Below are 22,401 nucleotides of genomic sequence, written 5' to 3'. Positions count from 1 at the left end.
CCACCCCCACCCCCCTCCCACCAAACCCGGGGCCGCAGGCCGGGTCCGGGGCGGCGCAGGCCGGGTCCGACGCGGGGACGCAGCCCGAGGCCGGGGCCGGGGCGCAGCCCCAGGCGGAGTCCGTTGCCGGGGCCGGGGCGCAGCCCCAGGCGGAGCCCGTTGCCGGGGCCGGTGCGGGGCCGCAGCCTTACGCCGCGCCCGGAACCGAGCCCCACACCGAATCCGGGGCGCAGCCCCAGGCCGGCGCGGGGACGCAGGTCTGGTCCAGGACGCAGCCTCCGGCAGAGGCCGTGGCCGGCGCGGGGGCGCAGCCCCAGGTCAGCGCCGAGGCACAACCTCCAGCAAGCTCCGGGGCGCAGCCCCAAGCCGGGTCCGCGGCGCAGCCCCAAGCCGGGTCCGGGGCGCAGCCCCGCAAGGGGTCCGGGGCGCAGCCCCGGGGAACGGGCGAAGGGTGGGTAGGGGGCAGCCGCCCGCAGGGCACCCGCCCCGACCGCGGCCCCGCGCCCCGCCCCGGCCTGCTCGCCCGCCTGCGCCGCCGCGGCCACCCCACCCGCCGGCCGGCCCCAACCAGCCCCACCGGAACGAACCCGGCCACCCCGGCCCCCACCCAAGCGCCTCCGGCCACCGTCAAGGCAGTCTCCCTCCGCCGCGGCCGCGCCGAGGTCCTCCGCGACATCACCCTCACCGTGTCGAAGGGCGAGACCATCGCCCTGATGGGCCGCAACGGCGCCGGAAAGTCCACCCTCCTCGCCACCCTCATCGGCACCCTGGAGCCCACCACCGGCCAGGTGACGGTCAGCGGCCGCACCCCCCACCGCACGCCGCCCCCCGAGATGGTGACCCGCGTCGGCCTCGTCCCCCAGGAGCCCCGCGACCTCCTCTACGCCGACACCGTCGCGGCCGAGTGCACCGCCGCCGACCACGACGCCGGCCAGGCGCCCGGCACCTGCCGTGCCCTTGTCGCCGCGCTCCTGCCCGACGTCCCCGACGACACCCACCCGCGCGACCTCTCCGAGGGCCAGCGCCTGGCCCTCGCCCTGGCGCTGGTCCTGACCGGCCGGCCAGCCCTGCTGCTCCTCGACGAGCCGACCCGCGGGCTGGACTACGCCGCCAAGGCCCGCCTCGTGGAGATCCTGCGCGGGCTCGCCGCCGACGGCCACGCCATCGTCCTGGCCACCCACGACGTGGAGCTCGCCGCCGAGCTGGCGCACCGCGTGGTGATCCTGGCCGGCGGCGAGATCGTCGCGGACGGCCCGACCGCGGAGGTCGTCGTCTCCTCCCCCGCCTTCGCACCGCAGGTGGCCAAGATCCTGGCCCCGGGCCACTGGCTCACGGTCTCCCAGGTCGCGGCGGCCCTCTCCGCCCGGGCGGACGCATGAGCACGCCGACCCCGACCACCCCGCCGACCCCGCCGACCCGGGCCACCCCGCCGACCCCGTCGAACCAGGCCGCCCCGGCCGCCCGCCCCCGTTCCCGCCCCCTCCGCATCGGCCCCCGCGCCGCCGCCGCCCTGGTCCTCGTCACCCTCATCGGTCTCGGCGCCTTCGGCTGGCCGCTCCTCGCCGACCGCCAGTCCGGCTTCGCCCACGCCCAGGACGCCCCCTGGCTCTTCGCGGCCCTGCTCCCGCTCCTGGTCGGGGTGGTCGTCGCGACCATCGCCGACGACGGGATGGACGCCAAGGCCGTCGCCATGCTCGGCGTACTGGCCGCGGTCGGGGCCGTGCTGCGCCCCCTCGGCGCCGGTACGGGCGGCCTGGAGCCCATGTTCTTCCTGATGGTGCTGAGCGGCCGGGTCCTCGGCCCGGGCTTCGGCTTCGTCCTGGGCGCGGTCACGATGTTCGCGTCGGCCCTGCTCACGGGTGGTGTCGGGCCGTGGATGCCGTTCCAGATGCTGGCCATGGGGTGGTTCTCGCTGGGCGCCGGACTGCTGCCGGGGCCGGATCGGATCCGGGGGCGGGCCGAGCTGGCGATGCTCGCGCTGTACGGGTTCCTCGGCTCGTTCGCGTACGGCACGATCATGAACCTTCAGGGCTGGGTCATCCTGCAGGGCATAGGCCAGGGCGTCTCCTTCCACCCCGGGCACCCGGTCGCGGAGAACCTCGTGCGCTTCCTCTCGTTCTGCCTGGTGACCTCGATGGGCTGGGACCTGGGCAGGGCCGCGCTGACCGTCGTACTGACCCTCACGCTCGGCGCGACCCTGCTGAAGGCGTTGCGGCGGGCCACACGAAAAGCGGCGTTCGACGCGCCCGTGGCCTTCGATCCGGGGGCCACAAAAGCTCCCAAACCTTCCCCTGAAAGGGGTACGGGCAGCCACGGAGGGTGAGATCCTGGCCTCCCGGCGGTGACCCGCCCCACAGGACCTAGGTCACATACGAGGCGGGATAGTAGTCCCTAACCGCCCCGCGCCCACCCCGCACACCACCCCCCACCTGCGGTGATGCCCACCTGCCCCGAGGGGGGCCGTTGCGCCCCGGCTGCGAGGACCACTAGTAAGACGGGTCGTTGCCAGGCGGGCTCTACCCCCGTAGAACTGGATGAGTCGCAAGGCGGACGGAGTTCCCCGGGTTCACCCGGTCCTCCCGCTCCCGCCGGTGAATCCCTCTCTTTCACGTGAGTGGCTCACGCACGTCTGCGACCGCCCTTGTCCCCGTCGAAAGGTCCGTCCGTGTCCAACGCCGTCATCCGCCGCATCGCCGCTTCGAAGAAGACCCTCGCGGGTTCCGTCCTCGCCCTGGGCGTCGCCGGTTCCATGCTGGCCGCGGTTCCCGCGCAGGCCGCCCCGATGAGTGCCAAGGCGATCGCCCAGCAGATGATCAAGGACCCGGCGCAGTTCGCGGCGTTCAACAACATCGTGTCCCGCGAGAGCGGCTGGAACCACACCGCCACGAACTCTTCCTCGGGCGCCTACGGCCTGGTCCAGGCCCTGCCGGCCTCGAAGATGGCCTCGGCGGGCTCGGACTGGAAGACCAACCCGGCCACCCAGATCAAGTGGGGCCTGGACTACATGAACTCCCGCTACGGCAGCCCCGAAGGCGCCTGGACCTTCTGGCAGAACCACCACTGGTACTAAACCCACCAGCGGCAGCGGAACGAGCAGCACCCAGGCACCACGGCAGCGCCCACGCACCGCATGCGAAGGCCCCGGCGGCCGACCTCCCCAGGTCCGGCCTCCGGGGCCTTCGCGATCCCATCCCACAGGGTCCAAAGGCGGCGCAGCAGGTGCTACAGCCGCTGGATGATGGTGCCCGTCGCCAGCGCGCCACCCGCACACATGGTGATCAGCGCGAACTCCTTGTCCCGGCGCTCCAGCTCGTGGAGCGCGGTGGTGATCAGGCGGGCCCCGGTCGCGCCGACGGGGTGGCCGAGCGCGATGCCGCCGCCGTTGACGTTGACCTTCTCCAGGTCCTGGTCGAAGACCTGGGCCCAGCTGAGGACGACGGAGGCGAAGGCCTCGTTGATCTCGACGAGGTCGATGTCCTTGAGGGACATGCCGGCCTTGCCCAGCACCGCCCGCGTGGCGTCGATCGGCCCGTCCAGGTGGAAGTGCGGGTCGGAGCCGACCAGCGTCTGGGCGACGATCCGGGCGCGCGGCCGCAGCTTGAGCGCGCGGGCCATCTTGCGCGAGGCCCACATCACGGCGGCGGCGCCGTCGGATATCTGCGAGGAGTTGCCGGCGGTGTGCACGGCGGTCGGCATGACCGGCTTGAGCCGGGCGAGCGCCTCCATGGAGGTGTCGCGCAGGCCCTCGTCCCGGTCGACCAGCCGCCACATGCCCTGGCCGGCGGCCTGCTCGGCCTCGGTGGTGGGCACCTGTACGGCGAAGGTCTCGCGCTTGAACCGCTCCTCGGCCCACGCGGCGGCGGCCCGCTCCTGGGACAGGACGCCGAGGCGGTCCACGTCCTCGCGGGTCAGGCCCCGGTGGCGGGCGATGCGCTCGGCGGCCTCGAACTGGTTGGGGAGGTCGACGTTCCACTCGTCCGGGAAGGGCTTGCCGGGTCCGTGCTTGGATCCGGAGCCGAGCGGTACCCGGCTCATGGCCTCGACGCCACAGGCGATGCCGATGTCCATGACGCCGCCGGAGATCATGTTGGCGACCATGTGGTTGGCCTGCTGGGAGCTGCCGCACTGACAGTCCACGGTGGTCGCGGCGGTCTCGTACGGGAGGCCCATGGCCAGCCAGGCGTTGCGGGCCGGGTTCATCGACTGCTCGCCGGCGTGGGTGACGGTGCCGCCGACGATCTGCTCCACGCAGTCGGGCTGGATGCCGGTGCGGGCGAGGAGCTCGCGGTAGGTCTCGCCGAGAAGGTAGGCGGGGTGAAGATTGGCGAGCGCGCCCCCGCGCTTGCCGATGGGGGTGCGTACGGCTTCGACGATGACGGGTTCCGCGGCCATGAGCTCGTCCTCTCCTGCTCCTGCGTAGCGCACAGCGCGCATCGGCTAGCGCGCCTCAGCTGACGGGCGGGCCGTCCCGGCGCCCCACCCGAACTAGTACGCGTTCTAGTTCTCCCCGCAGTCTTATGACCAGAACACCCGGTACGCAAGGGTCTTGCACGCGGCTTACACGGATTCCACACGCAACAGTTGGCGCGGGGCCCCTTGTCACTTCTAGAACTCGTTACTACCTTCAAGCCAACTTCTGATGGGCCGTCAGACTTTGGAGCCGCCCGATGACCTGCCCCGCACTGCCCGAAGGCTTCGATGCCACCGACCCGGACGTACTCCAAGACCGGGTCCCCTACCCCGAGTTCGCGCAGTTGCGGCAGACCGCACCCGTGTGGTGGTGCCCGCAGCCGCGGGGCGTCACCGGCTTCGACGACGAGGGGTACTGGGCCGTCACCCGGCACGCGGACGTCAAGTACATCTCCACGCACCCGGAGCTGTTCTCCTCCACCACGAACACGGCGATCATCCGCTTCAACGAGCACATCCAGCGCGATGCGATAGATGCCCAGCGACTGATCATGTTGAACATGGATCCGCCGGAACACACCCGCGTACGCCAGATCGTGCAGCGCGGCTTCACCCCGCGGGCCATCCGCGGGCTGGAGGACGCCCTGCGCGACCGGGCCCGCAAGATCGTCGCGGAGGCCCTCGAAGCCTCGGCCGACGGCAGCTTCGACTTCGTCACCCAAGTGGCGTGCGAGCTCCCGCTGCAGGCCATCGCCGAGCTGATCGGCGTACCGCAGGAGGACCGGTCCCGGATCTTCGACTGGTCGAACAAGATGATCGCGTACGACGACCCGGAGTACGCGATCACCGCCGAGGTCGGCGGCAACGCCGCGGCGGAGATCATCGGCTACTCGATGAACCTCGCGGCGGAGCGCAAGGAGTGTCCGGCCAAGGACATCGTCACGCAGCTCGTGGCGGCCGAAGGCCAGGGCAACCTGGGCTCCGACGAGTTCGGCTTCTTCGTCCTCCTCCTGGCGGTGGCGGGCAACGAGACCACGCGCAACGCCATCAGCCACGGAATGCACGCCTTCCTGACCCACCCCGACCAGTGGGAGCTCTACAAGCGCACCCGGCCCTCCACCGCCGCCGAGGAGATCGTCCGCTGGGCCACCCCCGTGGTGTCCTTCCAGCGCACCGCCACCCAGGACACCGAGCTGGGCGGGCAGAAGATCAAGGCGGGCGACCGCGTCGGCATGTTCTACTCCTCGGCCAACCACGATCCCGAGGTCTTCGAGAACCCCGACGTCTTCGACATCACCCGCGACCCGAACCCGCACCTGGGCTTCGGCGGCGGCGGCCCGCACTTCTGCCTCGGCAAGTCGCTGGCCATCATGGAGATCGACCTGATGTTCAACGCCCTGGCCGACGCCCTGCCGGACCTGCGCCTCACCGGTGAGGGCCCGCGCCGGCTGCGCGCGGCCTGGCTGAACGGCATCAAGGAACTGCGGGTCAGCCACGGCTGACGGCCACGACCGCCAGCCACGACTGACCCGTGATCCAGGACGGCAGGGGCCCCACCTCCCACGCCCGGCCCCTGCCGTCCCTCGGTTGTTACTGGCCGGTCGCCGGTCGTTACCGTCTCGCCGCCTTCGAGATCATTGCCTTGGCGCCGGACGGGACCCCAGACTGCCCGGATGAACCTTGAGGACCCCAGCGCGAGACGGTGGCAGCGCCTGCCTACGACGTGGCAGCGGATGGTCGATCTCGGCGGCGGGTCCGAGCCCATGAGCCAGGGGGTCCTGGCCCTCATCGAGGCCGCCCGCGAGGAGCCGGAACTGCGCCGGCTGTACCCGTACACCAGCCACTTCACCCTGTGGTTCAGCGCCTCCGCCGGACACCCCTTCGCCGTGACCGCACCGGCCGTGGAACCCCTCCCCGACGGCCGCTTCCGCGTCCGCGGCCCCCGCCAAACCACCGTCCTAGGCGAAGCGGACACGGCCCGAGCAGCGATAGCCCTCGTACTGGCCCACCTCCCGACCGAATAGCCACCCGAACCCCCGCCGAGGGGTCCGAGGCCCAGCCCGGAGCAGGTCCGGGGCACAGCCCCGAGCAGGTCCGGGGCACAGCCCCGAGCAGGTCCGGGGCACAGCCCCGAGCAGGTCCGGGGCACAGCCCCGGGGAACGGGCGAAGGGCGGGTAGGGGACGGCCCCGCAGGGCCCGCACGCCCCGCCGCCCCGTACGCGCCCCCGCTCCGAGTGGCGGAAGCCACCCCGCAGGCGGATCCTGGCAGAACGCGGCGATCCATCGCAAAGGGGTGCCGGGGCGGGCTGCTACACCGCCCCGGCACCCCTTCGTCGTCGCACAGCGCTCAGGCCCTCAGGCCCTCGTCCGCTCCGCGGACCCCGCTCCGACCCGCTCGGGCCGCCGGGGCCGCGGCAGGGCGACCCCGGCCGGCAGCGCATCGCCCCGAGGCCCCGAGAGCACGTAGACGAGCCCGAAACCGGCGCCGACGACGAGCGCTCCGCCGACCGCGTCGAGCACCCAGTGGTTGGCCGTCGCGACGATCGCGCACACCGTGATCGTCGGGTGCAGCGCACCCAGCAGCTTCTGCCAGCCCTTCGGCGCGATCATGACGATCACGATCCCGCACCACAGCGACCAGCCGAAGTGCAGCGAGGGCATCGCCGCGTACTGGTTGGAGATCGCCGTCATCGCCCCGTAGCTCGGGTTCGCCAGGTCCTGCACCCCGTGCACGGTGTCGACGTAGCCCATCCCCGGCATCAGTCTCGGCGGCGCCAGCGGGTAGAGCCAGAAGCCTATGAGCGCGAGGACGGTGGCCAGGCCCAGGGAAGCGCGGGCCCAGCGGTAGTCCTTGGGGCGGCGCCAGTACAGGACGGCCAGGATCGCCAGCGGGACCACGAAGTGGAAGGAGGTGTAGTAGAAGTTGAAGAACGCCTCCAGCCAGGGCGTGTTCACGACGGCGTGGTTCACGGCGAGCTCGATGTCGATGCCAAGCGCCTTCTCGATCCCGTGGATCTGGCTGCCGTTGCCCTCCGCGAGGGTGCGACTGGTGGGCGCGGCGGCCCGGATGTGCGAGTAGAGCGAGTACCCGACCCGTATCAGGAGCAGTTCCAGCAGCAGGTTCGGACGCGACAGCACGCGCCGCCAGAACGGCAGCAGCGGCACCCGCGCCCAGCGCGCGGGCGCGGGCCGCCCGTAGGCGGTGGGCACCGGCTCGCGCCAGTACGGGGAGGAGCGCGGCAGGAACGGCACGGCGCAGGCCGCCGCGAGGGCCGCGAGGAGCAGCACGTTGTCCCGTACGGGGGCCAGCGCGACCAGGTTGGGCAGCAGCACGTCGCTCGGCAGGGTCATGGCGAGGACCACGGCCACCGGCCACACCGGCCGGTCCGCGGCCCGCTTGCCGACCTTGCCGGCGACCGCGAGCAGCACCCACAGCATCTGGTGGCGCCAGCCGGTCGGGGACACGGCGACGGCCACGCAGCCGGTGATCGCGACGGCGAGCAGCAGCTGGCCGTCACGGGCGTAGCGGACGGCGCGGCGCAGGCCGATCCAGACGATCGGGGCCGCGAGGGCGGCGTAGAGCAGGACCTCGCCGGGGCCGGAGAGGCCCAGGCGCAGCAGGGCGCCGTGCACGGACTGGTTGGCGAGGCCGCCGGGTGCGCCGCCGAGGCCGGTGCCGGCCAGGTGCTGGACCCAGTACGTCCACGAGTCGCTGGGCAGGGCCGCCCAGGACAGGGCGGAGGCGCCGGCGAAGGTCACGGCGGCGGAGCGCGCGGTTGCCCTGCGCCCCGTCAGCCACAGCAGCGGCGCGAAGAGCAGCAGCGCGGGCTGGAGGGCCGCGGCCAGGCCGATCAGGAACCCGGAGGAGCGCTCGCTCGGGACCCGGAACACGGCGAGGAGCACCAGCAGCACCGGCAGTACGGCGGTCTGTCCGGGCAGGGCGGCTTCACGGACGGGCAGCGAGACCATCATCAGCGCGACCAGCACGGGCGCGGCGAGCAGCGCGGTGCGCCGTGGCACGGGGTCGGGCAGGGCGCGCGCGGCGACCAGCCCGATGCCGGCGACGAGCAGCAGGGTCACGCAGGTCCAGGCCACCTCCAGGGAGGGCGCGGCGAGGCCGAGGAGCGGCTTGAGGACCAGCCCCGCGAAGGGGGTCCCGGTGAACTGGCCGCTCGTGTAGAGGGAGCCCGGCAGGCTGCCCGGCAGGTGGAAGCCGCTGAGCCACTCGCCCGGTGGCACGCGCAGCACGACCGCGGCCTGCCTGACGGCGAGCAGCAGGGCCAGCGCCCACAGCATGAGGCGTGCCGCCTCGAGCCTGCCGCCACCGCTACCGCCTATGACCCCGGCATGTCCGTTCGCACCACTGTGCTCCGCCGCGTTAGCCACGCCTCGCCGGCCTCCCGCCCTGTTGACCGCAACCCTGACTTCGCCTGGCTGCCGCGTTTCGTACCGCGTTTCATACCGCGTGCTTCATTTACCCGGACGACGATATCCCCCGCGCGATACCTAGGATGGCGGGCATGAGCATCGTGAAGATCAACGCCCTCACCGTCCCCGACGAACAGCGGGAGGTTCTGGAGCAGCGGTTCGCCTCCCGTGCGGGCTCCGTGGAGAGCTCGGACGGCTTCGAATGGTTCGAGCTGCTGCGGCCCGTCGAGGGCACGGACCAGTATCTCGTGTACACGCGGTGGCGTTCCGAGGAGGACTTCCAGGCGTGGATGGACGGGCCCATGAAGGCGGCCCACCAGGGCGGCGGTCCGGCGGGTGCGGAGCGGCCGAAGCCCGCCGCCACGGGCTCGTCGGTGTGGTCGTTCGAGGTCGTTCAGCAGGCGGCGCCGAAGCAGGGCTGAGCGTCAGGAGGGCCCGGAGCCACGGCTCCGGGCCCTCCTCGCTTTCCTCTGGCTCCCCGTCAGGACCGTCAGATCCGTCGGGCCGTCAGATCCGTCAGGCCCGTCAGGCCCGTCATGCCCAGAAGGCGTCGCTCTCCTCGATGTCCTCGGTGCAGACGTCGAGGTCGCTGATCTTTCCGGCGACGATCGTGAAGAAGATCCCTTCGTGGATTTCGATCCCGCGGTCACCGCGGTCGGCGCGGGTTGTGTGGAAACTCATGACGTGGCCGCGGCCGTCGGCGAGCAATTTGTCCAGATGTACGTTGAATGTGCTGTTTGTCTCCTCGCCGAGCCGGCGGTAGAGGTCGAAGACGGCTTCCCGCCCCTTGTGGTGCCCTGAGAGGGGGCCGCTGCCCGGCATGTGCTGGATGACGTCGGCCGTCATCATCGTGCTCAGCTTCTCCATGTCGCCCCGGCCGAAAGCCTCGTAGCCGCGGCGGATCAGGGCACAGTCTGGATGCTCCGACATGACGGTCACGCCCTTCGTGCGTACGGTTTGCCCTTTTTCCTATCATCGGCCCGGCCCTGTGGATATTCCAACGCGGGCTGCCGGGCGCCGCTCCACAATGACGTCATGACCAGCAGAGAGAAGCTCACCACGACCACGCCGGCGACCACGCAGGCGCCCACGACTACGCCTTCGCCCACCACCGCGACCGCCATCCCTGCCCCTGCCCCCGCCTGCGTCGGAGCCGGAGCCTGGCAGGTTGCCGCCGAGCCGTTCACCACCCCCGACGCCACGCTGCTGCGCCGCGCGTACTACGCGGAGGTCGCAGGCCGGTACTGGCGGCGGTCCGTCACCGAGGCCGAGATCGACCAGGGCCTGCTGGACTTCCCGGACGACGAGCTCACGGCGCCGACGGGCCGGTTCGTGGTCGGCAGGCTCGACGGCCGGCCCCTCGCCTGCGGAGGGATACGCCTCCTGGACCCCGTCACGGCCGAGCTCACCCGCGTGTACGTGGACCCGCGCGCCCGCGGCACCGGCGGCGGGGCGGCCCTGCTCCGGGTCCTGGAGGACGCGGGCCGGGCGCTGGGCGCCGAGCTGGTCCGGCTGGACACCCGGTCCGACCTGGTGGAGGCCCGCGCGTTGTACGCGCGCCACGGGTACGCGGAGATACCCGCGTACAGCTCCGGTCCCTATGCCGAGCACTGGTTCGAGAAGCGCCTGGTCTGACCGGCCGGGCGACGGTCGGGGGGCGCGGGGCGGGGACGCGGGCCGCGGGGTGCGGCGGCCCGGGCGGCCCGCCACCCGGCGGAATGGTTCACCCGGCGGAATGGTTCACCGGGCGGAGTGGTCCCGGCGGGGCAGGGCCTCGTAAGGCTCCTCGGAATCGGAACCACAGAGCTCCGAGTTGATCTCCGCGACCAGCTCGGACAGGTCGGTCGGCCGGTCCGGGCCCCACCAGTCGCCGAGCAGTTCGGCGAGTGATTCCTCGCGTGCGGCCGACAGCTTCAGCGCGCTCTCGCGTCCCTTCTCCGTCAGGACCAGCGGCAGGCCGTCGCGGACGGCCAGCCCGCGTTCCTCGATCTGGCGACTGGCGTCCGTGATGGCCCGCAGCGGCACGATGGTCTTCTCGGCCAGCACCGCCGGATCGACGGTGCCGTACTTGTTGATGCGCAGCAGCATCCAGCTGGCGGCGGGCAGCAGGTCGTAACCGGCCTTCGCGGTGATCTTCTCGTAGACGTGCTTGCGGCCCTGGAGGGTTCCGAGCACCGACAGGGCGCGGGCCACCTCCTCACGGGAGGAGCGCTGGACGGGATTGGAGGCGAGGGTCTCGGTGACATCGGGCGCCGTCACCGAACCGCGCAGCTTGTCCTCCTTGAGGAACCAGGCCACGACGAAGGCCGCCAGCACCAAGGGGGCCGCGTAGAGGAAGACGTCGGTGATGGAGGTGGCGTAGGCGTCGAGCACGCGGGGGCGCAGCGCGGCGGGGAGGGCGTCGATGGCGCGCGGATCGGCCTCCACCTTGCTCACGTCCACCCCCGGCGGCAGCGGTACCCCCTTGAGCGCACCGGCCAGCTTGTCGTCGAGCCGGTTGGTGAAGATCGTGCCGAAGATGGCGACGCCGAAGGAGGCGCCGATGGAGCGGAAGAAGGTGGCACCGGAGGTGGCTACGCCGAGGTCGGCGTAGCTGACCGAGTTCTGCACCACGAGGACGAGCACCTGCATGACCAGTCCGAGGCCGGCGCCGAAGACGAAGAAGTAGACGCTCATCTCCCAGGTGGTGCTGGTCCGCTCCAGCTGGTGCAGGAGCAGCAGCCCTAGGGCGGTCAGGGCCGTGCCCGCGATCGGGAAGACCTTCCAGCGCCCGGTGCGGCTGACGATCTGGCCGGACACGGTGGAGGTGATCAGCAGTCCGAGCACCATCGGCAGCATGTGGACGCCCGACATGGTCGGGGAGACACCCTGGACCACCTGCAGGAAGGTCGGCAGGTAGACCATGGCGCCGAACATCGCGAAGCCGACGATGAAGCTGATCAGCGAGCAGAGGGTGAAGGTCCGGATCCGGAACAGCTTGAGCGGGAGCACGGGCTCCACGGCCCGCCGCTCGACGATGACGAAGGCGATGAGCAGGACGAGGCCCAGGACCGCCAGCCCGATGATCTCGGGCGAGCTCCAGCCCCAGGTGCCGCCGAGGGAGGCGACGAGCACCAGGCAAGTCGCGACGGAGGCGATGAGGAAGGTGCCGAGGTAGTCGATGGTGTGCTTCTCGGTCCGTACCGGGATGCGCAGGCTCGCGGCGATGACGACGAGTGCGACGAGACCGATGGGGAGGTTGATGTAGAAGACCCAGCGCCACGACAGGTGGTCCACGAACAGCCCGCCCAGCAGCGGACCCAGCACGCTGGTGGCTCCGAAGACCGCGCCGAAGAGCCCCTGGTACTTGCCGCGTTCGCGGGGCGGGACGATGTCTCCGACGATCGCCATCGACAGCACCATCAGCCCGCCGCCGCCCAGTCCCTGCAGCGCGCGGAAGCCGATGAGCTGCGGCATGTTCTGCGCCAGGCCGCACAGGGCGGACCCGATCAGGAAGATCACGATGGCGGACTGGAAGAGCTTCTTGCGCCCGTACTGGTCCCCGAGCTTGCCCCACAGCGGGGTGGCGGCCGTCGAGGCGAGCATGTAGGCCGTGACCACCCACGACAGGTGGGACATCCCACCGAGATCACTGACGATGGTCGGCAGGGCCGTCGACACGATCGTCTGGTCGAGCGAAGAGATGAGCAGCCCCAGCAGCAGCGCGCCGATGGAGACGAGCACCTCACGAGAGGCGTGTTCGGCGCTGGGGCCGGACTTCCGCTTCCGCGGGTCGGGCTCCGTGGTCACGTCCTGCACCATCGGCTCCTCCTCAGGCCTGATCGACTCCTCCATCCTGAGCGGTGTGTCCGGTTATGGCCTGTCGGACGGGTTGGGCGGGTTACCGGGGGTCTGCATAATCGCAGGCAGCGGCCAGGGGAGGGATTCGAGTGAGCACTGAGCACTGTCCAGAATGCGGCACGACGGAAGGAGCCTGCGACTGCGCACCAGGCTTCCAACCCTTGCGCGTCCGCCCCTACGTATCCCTCCCCAACCCGACCCCGCCCCCTCCCCCGGCGCACCCGGGCCCGACGGCCCCCATACCCCAGCCCCCAGGCCGGCCGAACACCGCTCCGCCGGACCTCGGCTGGGCGAACACCCCTCCGCCGCCCCCAGCCAGGGCGGCCACTCCGGCACGTCCCGACCCGACGGCCCCCGTCCGACCCCACACCGCCCCGGCGGTCCCCCCGTCCCACCCCTCCGACCGGACGGCTACCTTCCCGCCCTACCCCGACCCGGCGGGCCCCTTCCCACCCCGAACCGATCCGGCGGTCCCCTTCCCGCCCTATCCCGGCCCGGCGAACCCGCCCCGCACCACCCCGACGGGCACCGCTGCGCGCCCTGCCTCGCCGGATCCCGCGACGCACCCGGGCCAGGCACCCGGCATGCCACCGCACCCCGGCCTGGCGAGCACCACTGCCCGCCCGGGCGCGGACACGGCTGCACGCCACCCCGACCGGCCGAACACGTCCCCGCGCCCCGGCCCAGCCGACACGCCTACGCCCCACCCCGACCAGCCGGGCTCCACGTCCCCGCGCCCGGGTCCGGCGGACGCCCCGCCGCCCCACACCACCCCGGCGGACGCCACTGCGGACCCTGGCCGGACGACCGACCTGCCGCCCTACCCCGGCCCGGCGGGCGCCACCGCATACCCCGGTTCGACGCACACCCCACCGCCCGGTACCGCCGCGCACCCCGACCCGGCGGGCACCCCGCCCCACCACACCGACCGGACTACCGCCTTCCCGCCCCACCCCGGCCCGGCGGGTGCCGCAGCGCACCCCGGCTCGGCGGACACCGCTACCGCGCAGTCCGACCGGGCGGTCTCCACGTCGCCACACTCCATCCCGGCGGGCGCCCATCCGCCTCACCCCGGCCCGGCGGATGCCACCCCGGCACCCCACTCCGGCCACCCCGGCCACCCCGGCACCGCGCCGCCGGCCTCGGAGGCCGAGACTCCCGCGTACGGGACACCCGTAGCGTCCCTGGCCGCAGAAACGATGCAGCTGCACTCCGTCCCGGCGTACGAGCCGTACGCGACGCCCGGAGCACACGACCCGTACGGGTCACCCGAGGCCCACCCGGCCGGCCTGGCATACGGGGCACACGAGGCACACGGGGCACACGGGATGGGCGGCGCGTACGAGGCCGACGGGGCGTACTCGCCCCCACCCCCGCGGCGCCGCATACGCATGCTCCCCGTCGCCGCGGCCGCCGTCGCGGTGATCGGCGCGGCCGTCCTCGTCCTGAGCGCCTTCTCGGGCTCCGACACGCCGGAGACCACCCTCCTCGACGCGAAGCCCTCCTCCCCCTTGGTCAGCCTCACCCAGGTCGCCCCGTCGCAGTCCACGCGGAGCAGCAGCCCGCCCCCGTCGCCCTCCCCCAGCCCCTCCCGGTCCGCGTCCGCCTCCCGTTCCCCCTCGCCGTCCCCGACCCCGAGCCGTTCGTCGACCCCCTCGGCCGCCCCGTCCCCCACCCCGAGCCGTTCCGCCGCGCCGACCTCGCGGCCCCCCGCGACGACGACCCTCCAGTACGGGGACTCGGGCCCCGAGGTGGAGAAGCTCCAGCGCCTGCTGGCAGCGCAGGGCATCTACCGCGGTAAGTACGACGGCCGGTACGGCGCCCGTACGGAAGCGGCGGTCTCGACGTTCCAGGCGTACAACGACATCGACGAGGACCCTTGGGGCGTCTACGGTCCGGCGACCCGCCGCGCCTTGGAGGGATAGAACACACCGCATCGGGTGGCGGGCACCCCTCCGCGTTTTGTATTGTTCAGGAACAAAGTGGTTCCGTCCTCACTCCCTGACCGGTGGACGGAACCACTTGTTCTCTTTCCCGTCCCGTCTGGAGCCCCTCCGATGCCGGCCAGCACCACCACCGCCCCCGCCGTCCTGACCGCCAAGGCCCTGCTCCTGGACATGGACGGCACCATCGTCAACTCGGACGCGGTGGTCGAGCGCTGCTGGTACGACTGGGCCGTCGGCCACGGCCTGGATCCGGAGGAATCCCTCAAGGTGGTCCACGGCCGCCAGGGCTACGCCACGATGGCGATCCTCCTCCCGGACCGCCCGATGGAGGAGAACCTCGCCGAGAACGCGGTGATGCTCGCCCGCGAGACCGCCGACACCGAGGGCGTGGTCCCGATCGGCGGCGCTCCCGCCTTCATGGCTGCCCTCAGCACCCTCCCGCACGCGCTGGTCACCTCCGCCGACGCGGCCCTGGCCACGGCCCGGATGACGGCCGCCGCCCTTCCGATGCCCGAGGTCCGGATCACCGCCGAGTCCGTACAGGCCAGCAAGCCCGACCCCGAGGGCTTCCTGATGGGCGCCGCCGCCCTCGGCGTGGACCCGGCCGACTGCATCGTCTTCGAGGACTCGGCCGCCGGCATCGCCGCGGGCCTGGCCGCGGGCATGCGGGTCATCGGCATCGGCCCGCGCGCCGCCGCCCACGGCCCCACCGCCCACGTCCCGGACCTGACCGCCGTCGCCATCACCACCTCCCCCGACGGCGCCATCACCCTCACCCTCCAGACGGCCTGACCCGGGCAGTCGCATCCAGGCGGCCACCGGATCCGAGCGTGTGGGCGAGGCGTCGCGGTCGTCGGCAAGGCGCCGGGACGCCCATCAGTCGAACTCCATACCGAAGTACGGGTTGGGTTCGCCCGTGTAGGGATCCGTGCCGGAGTCCCAGCGTCGTTGCTCCTCGCGCCAGTGGAGGAAGCGCGGGGAGGGCTCGCCCCATAGCGAGGCGTCGCTGAGTGGGCACTCGTCGAAGTCCTTGGTGAACAAGCGCCGGAGGAACTCCGCCATTCCGAAGTCGTAGACCTTCCAGTGGGGTCGGCCGTGCCGTTCCCAGACGATGACCGGCCACCCGTCGGGGTTGTCGTCGACCGTCAGCCAACCCAGGATGTCGGCTCCGCAGCTCACGCCCCATGCAATGACGGCTTCAGGTCCGGCATCAACGCCGTCCGGGCCTCCTTCGTCCGCCCATGTTTGCCGCATGGTGGCGGTCTCGCCCGACATGCTCCCGAGTTCCTGTCCGCCGGCCGGCTCCCTGGCCGCTTCGGGAGTGAGGACGCCGAATGCGTCGTCGATGCCTCCAGCTCCGTAGGTGGCCATGAAGGCGACGTAGTCGGAGGGGAAGGCGACCCCCCAAGCCCGTCGCATCGCATCCCAGTCCACCTGCTCATCGGCGCCGTCATCTGGCGGCATGACCGCGATGAGTGCGGCGAGAGGGCCGCCGGCCCCGGCTGCTGTTCCTTCAGATGGCATGGCCCCTCCAAACACGTGCCCCTAGGGCGCAAGTTATCCGGCGCAACTGACGTGGCGCCTTACTGACGTGGCGCCTTACGGGCGTGGCGCCTTACGGGCGTGGAGGCTCGGTCGAGGACCTCGGTGTCGACGGATCGCGCGCGGCTCTCTCGTCGACGAGGGACGTGCCGCGGCGAAGGTGACGGCGAGTACTCGCGGGCAGAGCTTGCCCCCACAGGCAGCCCGGACCCGGCCGACAGGCCATACCCAGCCGCCCTGCGGGGCCCACCCGGCCGAGCCCATCCCGCCGCGCACACCCGCCCCGCCACGCCCCGGCAGGCTCAGGCGACGCAGAACTCGTTCCCCTCCGGGTCCTGCATCACCACCCCGTAGTGCGTCTCCAGCTCGTCCAGCACGCGCAGCACGACCGCCCCCGCGCCAGTGAGCCGCTCCACCGTGTCGTCGACCCGCTGTGTCCGGAGTTCCATCGGAACACCGCGCCCACCGCTGACCTTCAGATCCAGGTGCACCCGGTTCTTGCCGGCTTTGGGCTCCGGAACCTGCTGGAACCACACCCGGGGTCCCCGACCGGTCGGATCCACGATCGACTCCGCCACCTCCCCCACCCCTTCGGGCAGTTCCTCCTCGGGCACCCCCATACCCACCCAGTACGCGCGCCAGGTCGCATGCCCGTCCGGCGCCGGCTCCGGCACATACCCCAACGCTTCGGTCCAGAAGGTCACCATCACCCGCGGATCGGCACAGTCCATGGTCAGCTGCAACGTCGTCTCCATGACCCCACCCTCGCAGCGAGGTCTGACATCGGGAGGTACGGTCGACCGTGGTGCACCGGATCACCGGAATGCGCAGGCCGACAGCGCGACCACGGGGGAAAAGTCATGACCGAACTGATTGTCCTCTTTGCCCTGATGGGGGTCTCGGGACTGTACGCCGTCGTCAAGGTCGTACGCCGGGAAAGGCGCCACCGCCCGGAGCAGGCGGACGGACTCCTGATCGAGCTGGAGCGCACCGAGCAGCTGCGCAGGGACCGGACCACCTACAGCTCCAACGCGGTCCACAACAACCCCTTCACCACCGGACTCTGATTCCAGATCACGGCGCCGCCCCCGGAACGACCGGGCGCGGCGCCGTTGCCATGTCCGCCGCCGCGGTCCCTGCCGCCGCCACAGCCGGCACCACCACGAGAACTAACCCGGGAACAGCCCCGGCAGGAGAAACGGGACGTGCACGAGGACCGTGACCAACACCAGAACACGGACTCGGACTCGCGCTCTGGCCCCGACTCCGCCCCTGACTCGGGCCCCGACTCGGGCCCACCCCTGGGCCTGGCCTGGACCTAACTCCGGCTCCGGCTCCGACTCCGGCCCCGACCCCAGCCCCGACCCCGGCTCCGACCCTGGCCCTGGCCCTGGCCCTAGGGCGGTTCGTTTGGATCACTTCCGCTGGCCGAGCTTGTCGTTGATGATGTCCAGGTGACTAACCGCATCAGCGCTCCAATCTCGGCCTTCGGTGTCCTTCCCAGCGCGATGCTGCTCTTTCTTGCCGTTCGTGACTACCGCTCTGGGGCCTCAGTTCTCTGGGTCGTGGCTGGAGCCGTGATCTTCCTCATCGCTTTGTACGCACTCGTGCGGGACGCGCGGCGGCTCCGCACGGGGCCGACCGCCTGACGGCGGCGCCGTTCCAACCAGCAGCATCGGTCGTTGTTCGTGTGTGCCGTTGACTGGCGCGCAGTGGGCGCGAATCGAGCCGTTACTGCCAGATCGGACACCGCGGCGCGGTGGCCGGTGGCGGGATCACCGAGAAGTGATCGACGCGATCGCCTGGAAGTTCCAGACGGGATCGCAGTGGATCCATCTCCCCGAGAAGTACGGCAATTGGCGAGGCGTCTACAACCGGTTGCGGATGTGGGCCATCGACGGCACCTGGGCGAGAGTGTTCACCGCTGTGGTCGCACAGGCCGACGCTGATGACAACCTCAACTGGGCTGTCTCGGTGGACTCCACCATCGTGCGCGCACACCAGCATGCGGCCGGGGCGCGAAAAAAGGGGCCCCAGCAGGCGAACCGGTAGACCACGCCATCGGCCGGTCCCGCGGCGGACTGACCACAAAGATCCACCTGGCCTCCGATGCCCAATGCCGGCCACTGGCCTTCGTGCTCACCGCCGGACAGGCCGGTGACGCACCCGCCTTCGCTCACGTCATGGCCCGCCTTCGCGTTCCTCGACGGCGAGGACGGCCCCGCACCAGGCCGGACGTGGTCCTGGCCGATAAGGCGTACTCCTCCCGCGCGATCCGCGAGCACCTACGCAAGCGCGGTATCCGGGCGGTCATCCCCGTTCCGGCCGATCAGCGCGGCCACCGGCTGGGGCGCGGAAGCCGGGGCGGCAGGCCACCAGCCTTCGACCGCGATGCATACAAGCAGCGCAACACCGTCGAACGCTGCATCAACCGCTTGAAGCAGTGGAGAGGCATCGCCACCCGCTACGAGAAGACCGCGACCATCTACCTGGCCGGACTCCACATCGTGGGCATCTTCCTCTGGTCTGCACGGTGATCCAAACGAAGCGGCCTAGCCCTGACTCCGCCTCCTGACCCTGGCCCCGACTCGGGCCCCCGCCCCTGAGCCTGGGCCTGGCCTGGCCCTAACTCCGGCTCCCGGCTCCGGCTCCAGCCCCGACCCCGGCCCCGGCTCTAGCCCTGGCTCCGCCTCCCGACCCTGGCCCCGACTCGGGCCCCGCCCCTGAGCCTGGGCCTGGCCCTAACTCCGGCTCCCGGCTCCGACCCCGGCCCCGGCCCTGCCTCTGACCCTGGCTCCGCCCCCCCAGCCCCAGCCCCAGCCCCAGCCCCAGCCGGGACATTAGCCCCACCCCCACCCAACCCGACCCCTAATCCCAACTCCCCCCACCCCAAAGCCCGTCACCAACCTCGACGTGACATGGTCATGCCTTCAGACTGTCACCTCGCGCCCATCCCCATGAAACCCGGCGCGGCCAGCATGGCCACGCCCCACAGCACACCCGCTCCAACCACTCCCACTCCCACCCCCACCCAGGAGCCCCTCATGTCCTCCACGCCCAGGTCCTCCACGCGCTCCGTCTACGCGCGTCGACACGGCATGCTCGCCTCCATACACGCGGCGGCCTCCCAGACCACCCTCCTCACCGCCCCCACCGCCGCCGCCGCCCCTCCCACCCCGATCAGCGCCGCGGCCGCCCGTTCCTACCTCGCGACCGTCACCCCGAAGACCGAGGGCTCCACCAGCGGCTACAGCCGCGACCTCTTCCCCCACTGGAGCACCGTCTCCGGTACCTGCAACACCCGCGAGACCGTCCTCAAGCGCGACGGTTCGGGCGTGGTCCAGGACTCCGCCTGCGCGGCCGTCAGCGGCAGTTGGTACTCCGAGTACGACGGCGCCACCTGGACGGCCGCCTCCGACCTCGACATCGACCACGTCGTCGCCCTCGCCGAGGCCTGGCGTTCCGGCGCCAACTCCTGGACCACCACCAAGCGCCAGCAGTTCGCCAACGACCTCACCCGCCCCCAGCTCATCGCCGTCACCGACAACGTCAACCAGTCGAAGGGCGACCTCGACCCCGGCAAGTGGCTGCCGCCGCGCACCGCCTACCGCTGCACCTACGCGCGCATGTGGGTCGGGGTCAAGCAGTACTGGGCGCTGAGCATGGACTCGACGGAGAAGACGGCCCTGGTCAACATCCTCAACGCCTGCTGACACCCACACGCACCCCAGACGCACCTCACCTCCCACCCACCACCCCCACCCCTGGCCAAGGATCTTTCCCCCGCCAGGGGGAGGTGGACGACCCCCTCCCCGTCGTACGGTGATCGAACGGCACCGCCGGACGAAGGAGGGGGAGTTGCATGGGGGCATTGCGCCTGGGACCGCTGCTGCGCCACGTCGACTGGGACGCGGGCGACTCCGCCACGGTATGGATCGAGGCGGACCGCCCGTGCACCGCCGAGGTGCGCTGCGCCGACGGCTCCGGCGGCAGCGTCCACACCTTCCAGATTGCCGGCCACCACTACGCCCTGATCACCGTCACCGGCCTCACCCCGGACTCCACCACGGCCTACGAGGTCCTCCTCGACGGTCTCCGGGTCTGGCCGCTGCCCGAGAGCCCGTTCCCCGCGAGCACCATCACGACCCCGCCCGCGGGAAGGCGGGGCTCCACGACCGCTCCCGGCCTCCGCCTCACCTTCGGCTCCTGCCGCCAGGCCGCCCCGCCGGCCGACCGGCGCGGCCCGCACGGCCCCGACGCGCTCGACACGCTCGCCGCCGATCTGGCCGCCGACCCGGAGGCGGTGCGGCCCGACGTCCTGCTCCTCCTCGGCGACCAGGTGTACGCGGACCAGCTCTCCCGCTCCACCCGCCAGTGGCTGGCGGCCCGGCGGGACCTCCGCGAGGCCCCCGGCGCCCAGGTCGCGGACTTCGAGGAGTACACCCGGCTGTACTACGAGTCCTGGCTCGATCCGGAGATCCGCTGGCTCCTCTCCACCGTCCCGAGCCTGCACATGTTCGACGACCACGACGTCATCGACGACTGGAACACCAGCGCCGCGTGGCTGGCGGAGATGCGCGCCACCCCCTGGTGGCAGGAGCGGGTGGTCAGCGGCCTGATGTCGTACTGGGTGTACCAGCACCTCGGCAACCTCTCCCCCGCCGAGCTGGCGGCCGACCCCGTGTTCGAGGCGGTCCGGGCGTCCCCCGACGGCACCGACGTCCTACGGGCCTTCGCCACCTCGGCGGACGCCGACCCGGCCACGGTGCGCTGGAGCTACCGCCGCGACTTCGGCCGGACCCGGCTGCTGATGGTGGACACCCGGGCCGCCCGGGTGCTCGCCGAGGACGGGCGGGCCATGCTCGACCCCGCGGAGCGGCAGTGGCTCCGCGAGAACGCCCTGGCCGGACACGGGGGTTACGACCACCTCCTCATAGGCTCCTCACTGCCGTGGCTGATGCCGCCGCTCGTGCACGACGCGGAGGTGTGGAATGCCGCGCTGTGCCGCGGGGATCGGGGCCCGAGGTGGGCCCGGATCGGGGAGAACCTGCGCCGGCGGAGCGATCTGGAGCACTGGGCGGCGTTCCCCGCCTCGTTCGCGATGCTCAGCGACCTGATCGAGGAGGTGGGCACGGGCCCCCGGGCGCCGGCGACGGTGTGCGTGCTCTCAGGAGACGTGCACCACGCCTACGTGGCCGAACCCCGAATACCCAGCACGGCACAGCTGTTCCAGCTCACCTGCTCTCCCGTCCACAACTCCATCCACACGGCCGTGAAATGGGGCTTCCGGCTGGGCTGGTCTCGGCTGGGCCGGTGGCTGGGCCGGGGCTTCTCCCGGCACGGCCGGACGGGCCGGCCCCCGCTGAGCTGGCGGCGTACGGGCGGCCCGTGGTTCGGCAATCAGCTCATGACGCTCGCGCTGTCGGGCCGCTCCGCGCGGCTGCGCCTGGACCAGGCCCGCAAGGGCCCCCGCCTGGTGACGGTCCTGGACCGCGACCTCACGCCTCCGGACTGACGCACGGCGGCGGCGAAACCGTCACGCCCGGAGCACCGCCCCGGGCGTCCGGTCCGTGGACGCCCGGCGTACGCTGTTCCGCTGTCAGCCGCCCCTGCCGCTCCCCGCGACGTCGCGGCGCCTCACGCCGAGGCACGTCAACCGGACTGGGGAGTCCCGCTGTGCTTGAGACTCTGGGCTCGATGACTTCGAGCCCATGGATCTACGCCCTCGTGGCGCTGTCCATCCTGCTCGACGTGTTCCTGCCGGTGCTGCCGAGCGGGGTCCTGGTGATCACCGCTGCGGCTGCCGCCGCAGCGGCAGCCGGGGCCGCCGGACCGGTGCCCGTGCACTCCCAAGTGCCGGACATCCTGGCGCTGCTGGTGACGGCCGTCAGCGCCTCGGTACTGGGCGACATGGCCGCGTACCGGCTCGCCCGGCGGGGCGGGGCCCGTCTCGACCGGGCCATCGCCCGTTCACGCCGGCTCACCCGGGCCCACGAGCGCCTCGGCACCGCCCTCGCACGCGGCGGCGGCGCCCTGGTGGTGGTTGCCCGGTTCGCCCCGGCCGGCCGCTCGGTGGTCTCCCTCGGCGCGGGCAAGACCCACCGCAAGGTCAGGGAGTTCCTGCCCTGGTCGGTCCTGGCCGCCATCGCCTGGGCCGGCTACAGCATCGCCCTCGGCTACTTCGGCACCCAGTGGCTGGGTACCACCTGGCTCGGCACCGCGGTCTCCCTGATC

20 protein-coding genes are annotated in these 22,401 nt (G+C 72.0%); 14 read left to right on the top strand and 6 right to left on the bottom strand.

From position 1 onward, the window contains the following. The 3 genes from AC061S_RS41685 to AC061S_RS41675 form a co-directional block, all read left to right on the top strand. A partial coding sequence (locus AC061S_RS41685; RefSeq protein WP_478691081.1) for an energy-coupling factor ABC transporter ATP-binding protein occupies positions 1-1,379 on the top strand: 1,379 nt, incomplete at its 5' end. Continuing rightward, positions 1,376-2,323, top strand: coding sequence for an ECF transporter S component (locus tag AC061S_RS41680; protein WP_478691080.1), 948 nt, complete (start codon positions 1,376-1,378; stop codon positions 2,321-2,323). The genes AC061S_RS41685 and AC061S_RS41680, both read left to right, overlap by 4 nt. A 342-nt stretch (positions 2,324-2,665) precedes the next feature. Then, complete coding sequence (locus AC061S_RS41675) at positions 2,666-3,070, top strand: aggregation-promoting factor C-terminal-like domain-containing protein (protein WP_478691079.1); 405 nt, start codon at positions 2,666-2,668, stop codon at positions 3,068-3,070. Between the two features lie 152 nt (positions 3,071-3,222). Here the strand turns inward: AC061S_RS41675 and AC061S_RS41670 are convergent, their stop codons facing one another. After that, positions 3,223-4,392, bottom strand: coding sequence for a steroid 3-ketoacyl-CoA thiolase (locus AC061S_RS41670; protein WP_478691078.1), 1,170 nt, complete (start codon positions 4,390-4,392; stop codon positions 3,223-3,225). A gap of 275 nt (positions 4,393-4,667) precedes the next feature. Between AC061S_RS41670 and AC061S_RS41665 the strand changes: the two genes are divergently transcribed. Both AC061S_RS41665 and AC061S_RS41660 read left to right on the top strand, forming a co-directional pair. Next, a complete protein-coding gene (locus AC061S_RS41665; RefSeq protein ID WP_478691077.1) occupies positions 4,668-5,912 on the top strand; it encodes a cytochrome P450 in 1,245 nt (414 codons plus the stop codon). Between the two features lie 171 nt (positions 5,913-6,083). Further along, positions 6,084-6,434, top strand: coding sequence for a DUF6193 family natural product biosynthesis protein (locus AC061S_RS41660; RefSeq protein ID WP_478691076.1), 351 nt, complete (start codon positions 6,084-6,086; stop codon positions 6,432-6,434). 332 nt (positions 6,435-6,766) lie between these two features. On the opposite strand, the gene AC061S_RS41655 is transcribed toward AC061S_RS41660, so the two are convergent. Continuing rightward, positions 6,767-8,707, bottom strand: coding sequence for a bifunctional glycosyltransferase 87/phosphatase PAP2 family protein (locus tag AC061S_RS41655; protein WP_478691083.1), 1,941 nt, complete (start codon positions 8,705-8,707; stop codon positions 6,767-6,769). A gap of 224 nt (positions 8,708-8,931) precedes the next feature. Between AC061S_RS41655 and AC061S_RS41650 the strand changes: the two genes are divergently transcribed. Further along, positions 8,932-9,261, top strand: coding sequence for an antibiotic biosynthesis monooxygenase family protein (locus tag AC061S_RS41650; protein ID WP_478691075.1), 330 nt, complete (start codon positions 8,932-8,934; stop codon positions 9,259-9,261). Between the two features lie 112 nt (positions 9,262-9,373). Here AC061S_RS41650 and AC061S_RS41645 read toward each other — a convergent pair whose 3' ends face one another. Continuing rightward, positions 9,374-9,769: a nuclear transport factor 2 family protein gene (locus tag AC061S_RS41645; RefSeq protein ID WP_478691082.1), complete on the bottom strand. Its 396-nt coding sequence runs from the start codon at positions 9,767-9,769 to the stop codon at positions 9,374-9,376. Positions 9,770-9,874: 105 nt separating this feature from the next. Here AC061S_RS41645 and AC061S_RS41640 point away from each other — a divergent pair, with 105 nt between their 5' ends. Further along, positions 9,875-10,474 (top strand): GNAT family N-acetyltransferase, encoded by a 600-nt coding sequence (locus tag AC061S_RS41640; protein WP_478691074.1) that lies wholly within the window; start codon positions 9,875-9,877, stop codon positions 10,472-10,474. Between the two features lie 105 nt (positions 10,475-10,579). On the opposite strand, the gene AC061S_RS41635 is transcribed toward AC061S_RS41640, so the two are convergent. After that, complete coding sequence (locus AC061S_RS41635; RefSeq protein WP_478691073.1) at positions 10,580-12,640, bottom strand: MDR family MFS transporter; 2,061 nt, start codon at positions 12,638-12,640, stop codon at positions 10,580-10,582. Between the two features lie 623 nt (positions 12,641-13,263). Between AC061S_RS41635 and AC061S_RS41630 the strand changes: the two genes are divergently transcribed. Both AC061S_RS41630 and AC061S_RS41625 read left to right on the top strand, forming a co-directional pair. Continuing rightward, complete coding sequence (locus AC061S_RS41630; protein WP_478691072.1) at positions 13,264-14,604, top strand: peptidoglycan-binding domain-containing protein; 1,341 nt, start codon at positions 13,264-13,266, stop codon at positions 14,602-14,604. A gap of 132 nt (positions 14,605-14,736) precedes the next feature. Next, positions 14,737-15,417, top strand: a complete 681-nt coding sequence (locus AC061S_RS41625) for an HAD-IA family hydrolase (protein WP_478691071.1) — start codon at positions 14,737-14,739, stop codon at positions 15,415-15,417. An 84-nt stretch (positions 15,418-15,501) separates the two neighbouring features. Here the strand turns inward: AC061S_RS41625 and AC061S_RS41620 are convergent, their stop codons facing one another. Both AC061S_RS41620 and AC061S_RS41615 read right to left on the bottom strand, forming a co-directional pair. Then, positions 15,502-16,149, bottom strand: a complete 648-nt coding sequence (locus AC061S_RS41620) for an SMI1/KNR4 family protein (RefSeq protein WP_478691070.1) — start codon at positions 16,147-16,149, stop codon at positions 15,502-15,504. 320 nt (positions 16,150-16,469) lie between these two features. Beyond that, positions 16,470-16,922: a VOC family protein gene (locus AC061S_RS41615; protein WP_478691069.1), complete on the bottom strand. Its 453-nt coding sequence runs from the start codon at positions 16,920-16,922 to the stop codon at positions 16,470-16,472. Between the two features lie 105 nt (positions 16,923-17,027). On the opposite strand from AC061S_RS41615, the gene AC061S_RS41610 reads away from it, so the two are divergent. The 5 genes from AC061S_RS41610 to AC061S_RS41590 form a co-directional block, all read left to right on the top strand. Next, positions 17,028-17,234: a hypothetical protein gene (locus AC061S_RS41610; RefSeq protein WP_478691068.1), complete on the top strand. Its 207-nt coding sequence runs from the start codon at positions 17,028-17,030 to the stop codon at positions 17,232-17,234. 625 nt (positions 17,235-17,859) lie between these two features. Next, positions 17,860-18,704, top strand: a protein-coding gene (locus tag AC061S_RS41605; protein ID WP_478691067.1) for an IS5 family transposase whose coding sequence is annotated in 2 segments (ribosomal slippage) — positions 17,860-18,199 and positions 18,199-18,704 — 846 coding nt in all. Because the reading frame shifts where the segments join, the coding sequence is not laid out codon by codon here. A 507-nt stretch (positions 18,705-19,211) separates the two neighbouring features. Next, positions 19,212-19,880, top strand: a complete 669-nt coding sequence (locus tag AC061S_RS41600; protein ID WP_478691066.1) for an HNH endonuclease family protein — start codon at positions 19,212-19,214, stop codon at positions 19,878-19,880. Positions 19,881-20,029: 149 nt separating this feature from the next. Further along, positions 20,030-21,682 (top strand): alkaline phosphatase D family protein, encoded by a 1,653-nt coding sequence (locus AC061S_RS41595; RefSeq protein WP_478691065.1) that lies wholly within the window; start codon positions 20,030-20,032, stop codon positions 21,680-21,682. A gap of 161 nt (positions 21,683-21,843) precedes the next feature. Beyond that, positions 21,844-22,401: DedA family protein (locus tag AC061S_RS41590; RefSeq protein ID WP_478691064.1), on the top strand; the 558-nt coding region annotated here is incomplete at its 3' end.

This window comes from Streptomyces sp. CA189 (genome assembly GCF_056428985.1).
This window is presented reverse-complemented; position numbering and strand designations above follow the sequence as displayed.

Coding starts and splice junctions, on each gene's coding strand:
- AC061S_RS41680 (WP_478691080.1), top strand. CDS start 1,376: ATGAGCACGCCGACCCCGACCACCCCGCCGACCCCGCCGACCCGGGCC.
- AC061S_RS41670 (WP_478691078.1), bottom strand. CDS start 4,392: ATGGCCGCGGAACCCGTCATCGTCGAAGCCGTACGCACCCCCATCGGC.
- AC061S_RS41665 (WP_478691077.1), top strand. CDS start 4,668: ATGACCTGCCCCGCACTGCCCGAAGGCTTCGATGCCACCGACCCGGAC.
- AC061S_RS41660 (WP_478691076.1), top strand. CDS start 6,084: ATGAACCTTGAGGACCCCAGCGCGAGACGGTGGCAGCGCCTGCCTACG.
- AC061S_RS41655 (WP_478691083.1), bottom strand. CDS start 8,707: ATGCTGTGGGCGCTGGCCCTGCTGCTCGCCGTCAGGCAGGCCGCGGTC.
- AC061S_RS41650 (WP_478691075.1), top strand. CDS start 8,932: ATGAGCATCGTGAAGATCAACGCCCTCACCGTCCCCGACGAACAGCGG.
- AC061S_RS41645 (WP_478691082.1), bottom strand. CDS start 9,769: ATGTCGGAGCATCCAGACTGTGCCCTGATCCGCCGCGGCTACGAGGCT.
- AC061S_RS41640 (WP_478691074.1), top strand. CDS start 9,875: ATGACCAGCAGAGAGAAGCTCACCACGACCACGCCGGCGACCACGCAG.
- AC061S_RS41635 (WP_478691073.1), bottom strand. CDS start 12,640: ATGGTGCAGGACGTGACCACGGAGCCCGACCCGCGGAAGCGGAAGTCC.
- AC061S_RS41630 (WP_478691072.1), top strand. CDS start 13,264: ATGCCACCGCACCCCGGCCTGGCGAGCACCACTGCCCGCCCGGGCGCG.
- AC061S_RS41625 (WP_478691071.1), top strand. CDS start 14,737: ATGCCGGCCAGCACCACCACCGCCCCCGCCGTCCTGACCGCCAAGGCC.
- AC061S_RS41620 (WP_478691070.1), bottom strand. CDS start 16,149: ATGCCATCTGAAGGAACAGCAGCCGGGGCCGGCGGCCCTCTCGCCGCA.
- AC061S_RS41615 (WP_478691069.1), bottom strand. CDS start 16,922: ATGGAGACGACGTTGCAGCTGACCATGGACTGTGCCGATCCGCGGGTG.
- AC061S_RS41610 (WP_478691068.1), top strand. CDS start 17,028: ATGACCGAACTGATTGTCCTCTTTGCCCTGATGGGGGTCTCGGGACTG.
- AC061S_RS41600 (WP_478691066.1), top strand. CDS start 19,212: ATGTCCTCCACGCCCAGGTCCTCCACGCGCTCCGTCTACGCGCGTCGA.
- AC061S_RS41595 (WP_478691065.1), top strand. CDS start 20,030: ATGGGGGCATTGCGCCTGGGACCGCTGCTGCGCCACGTCGACTGGGAC.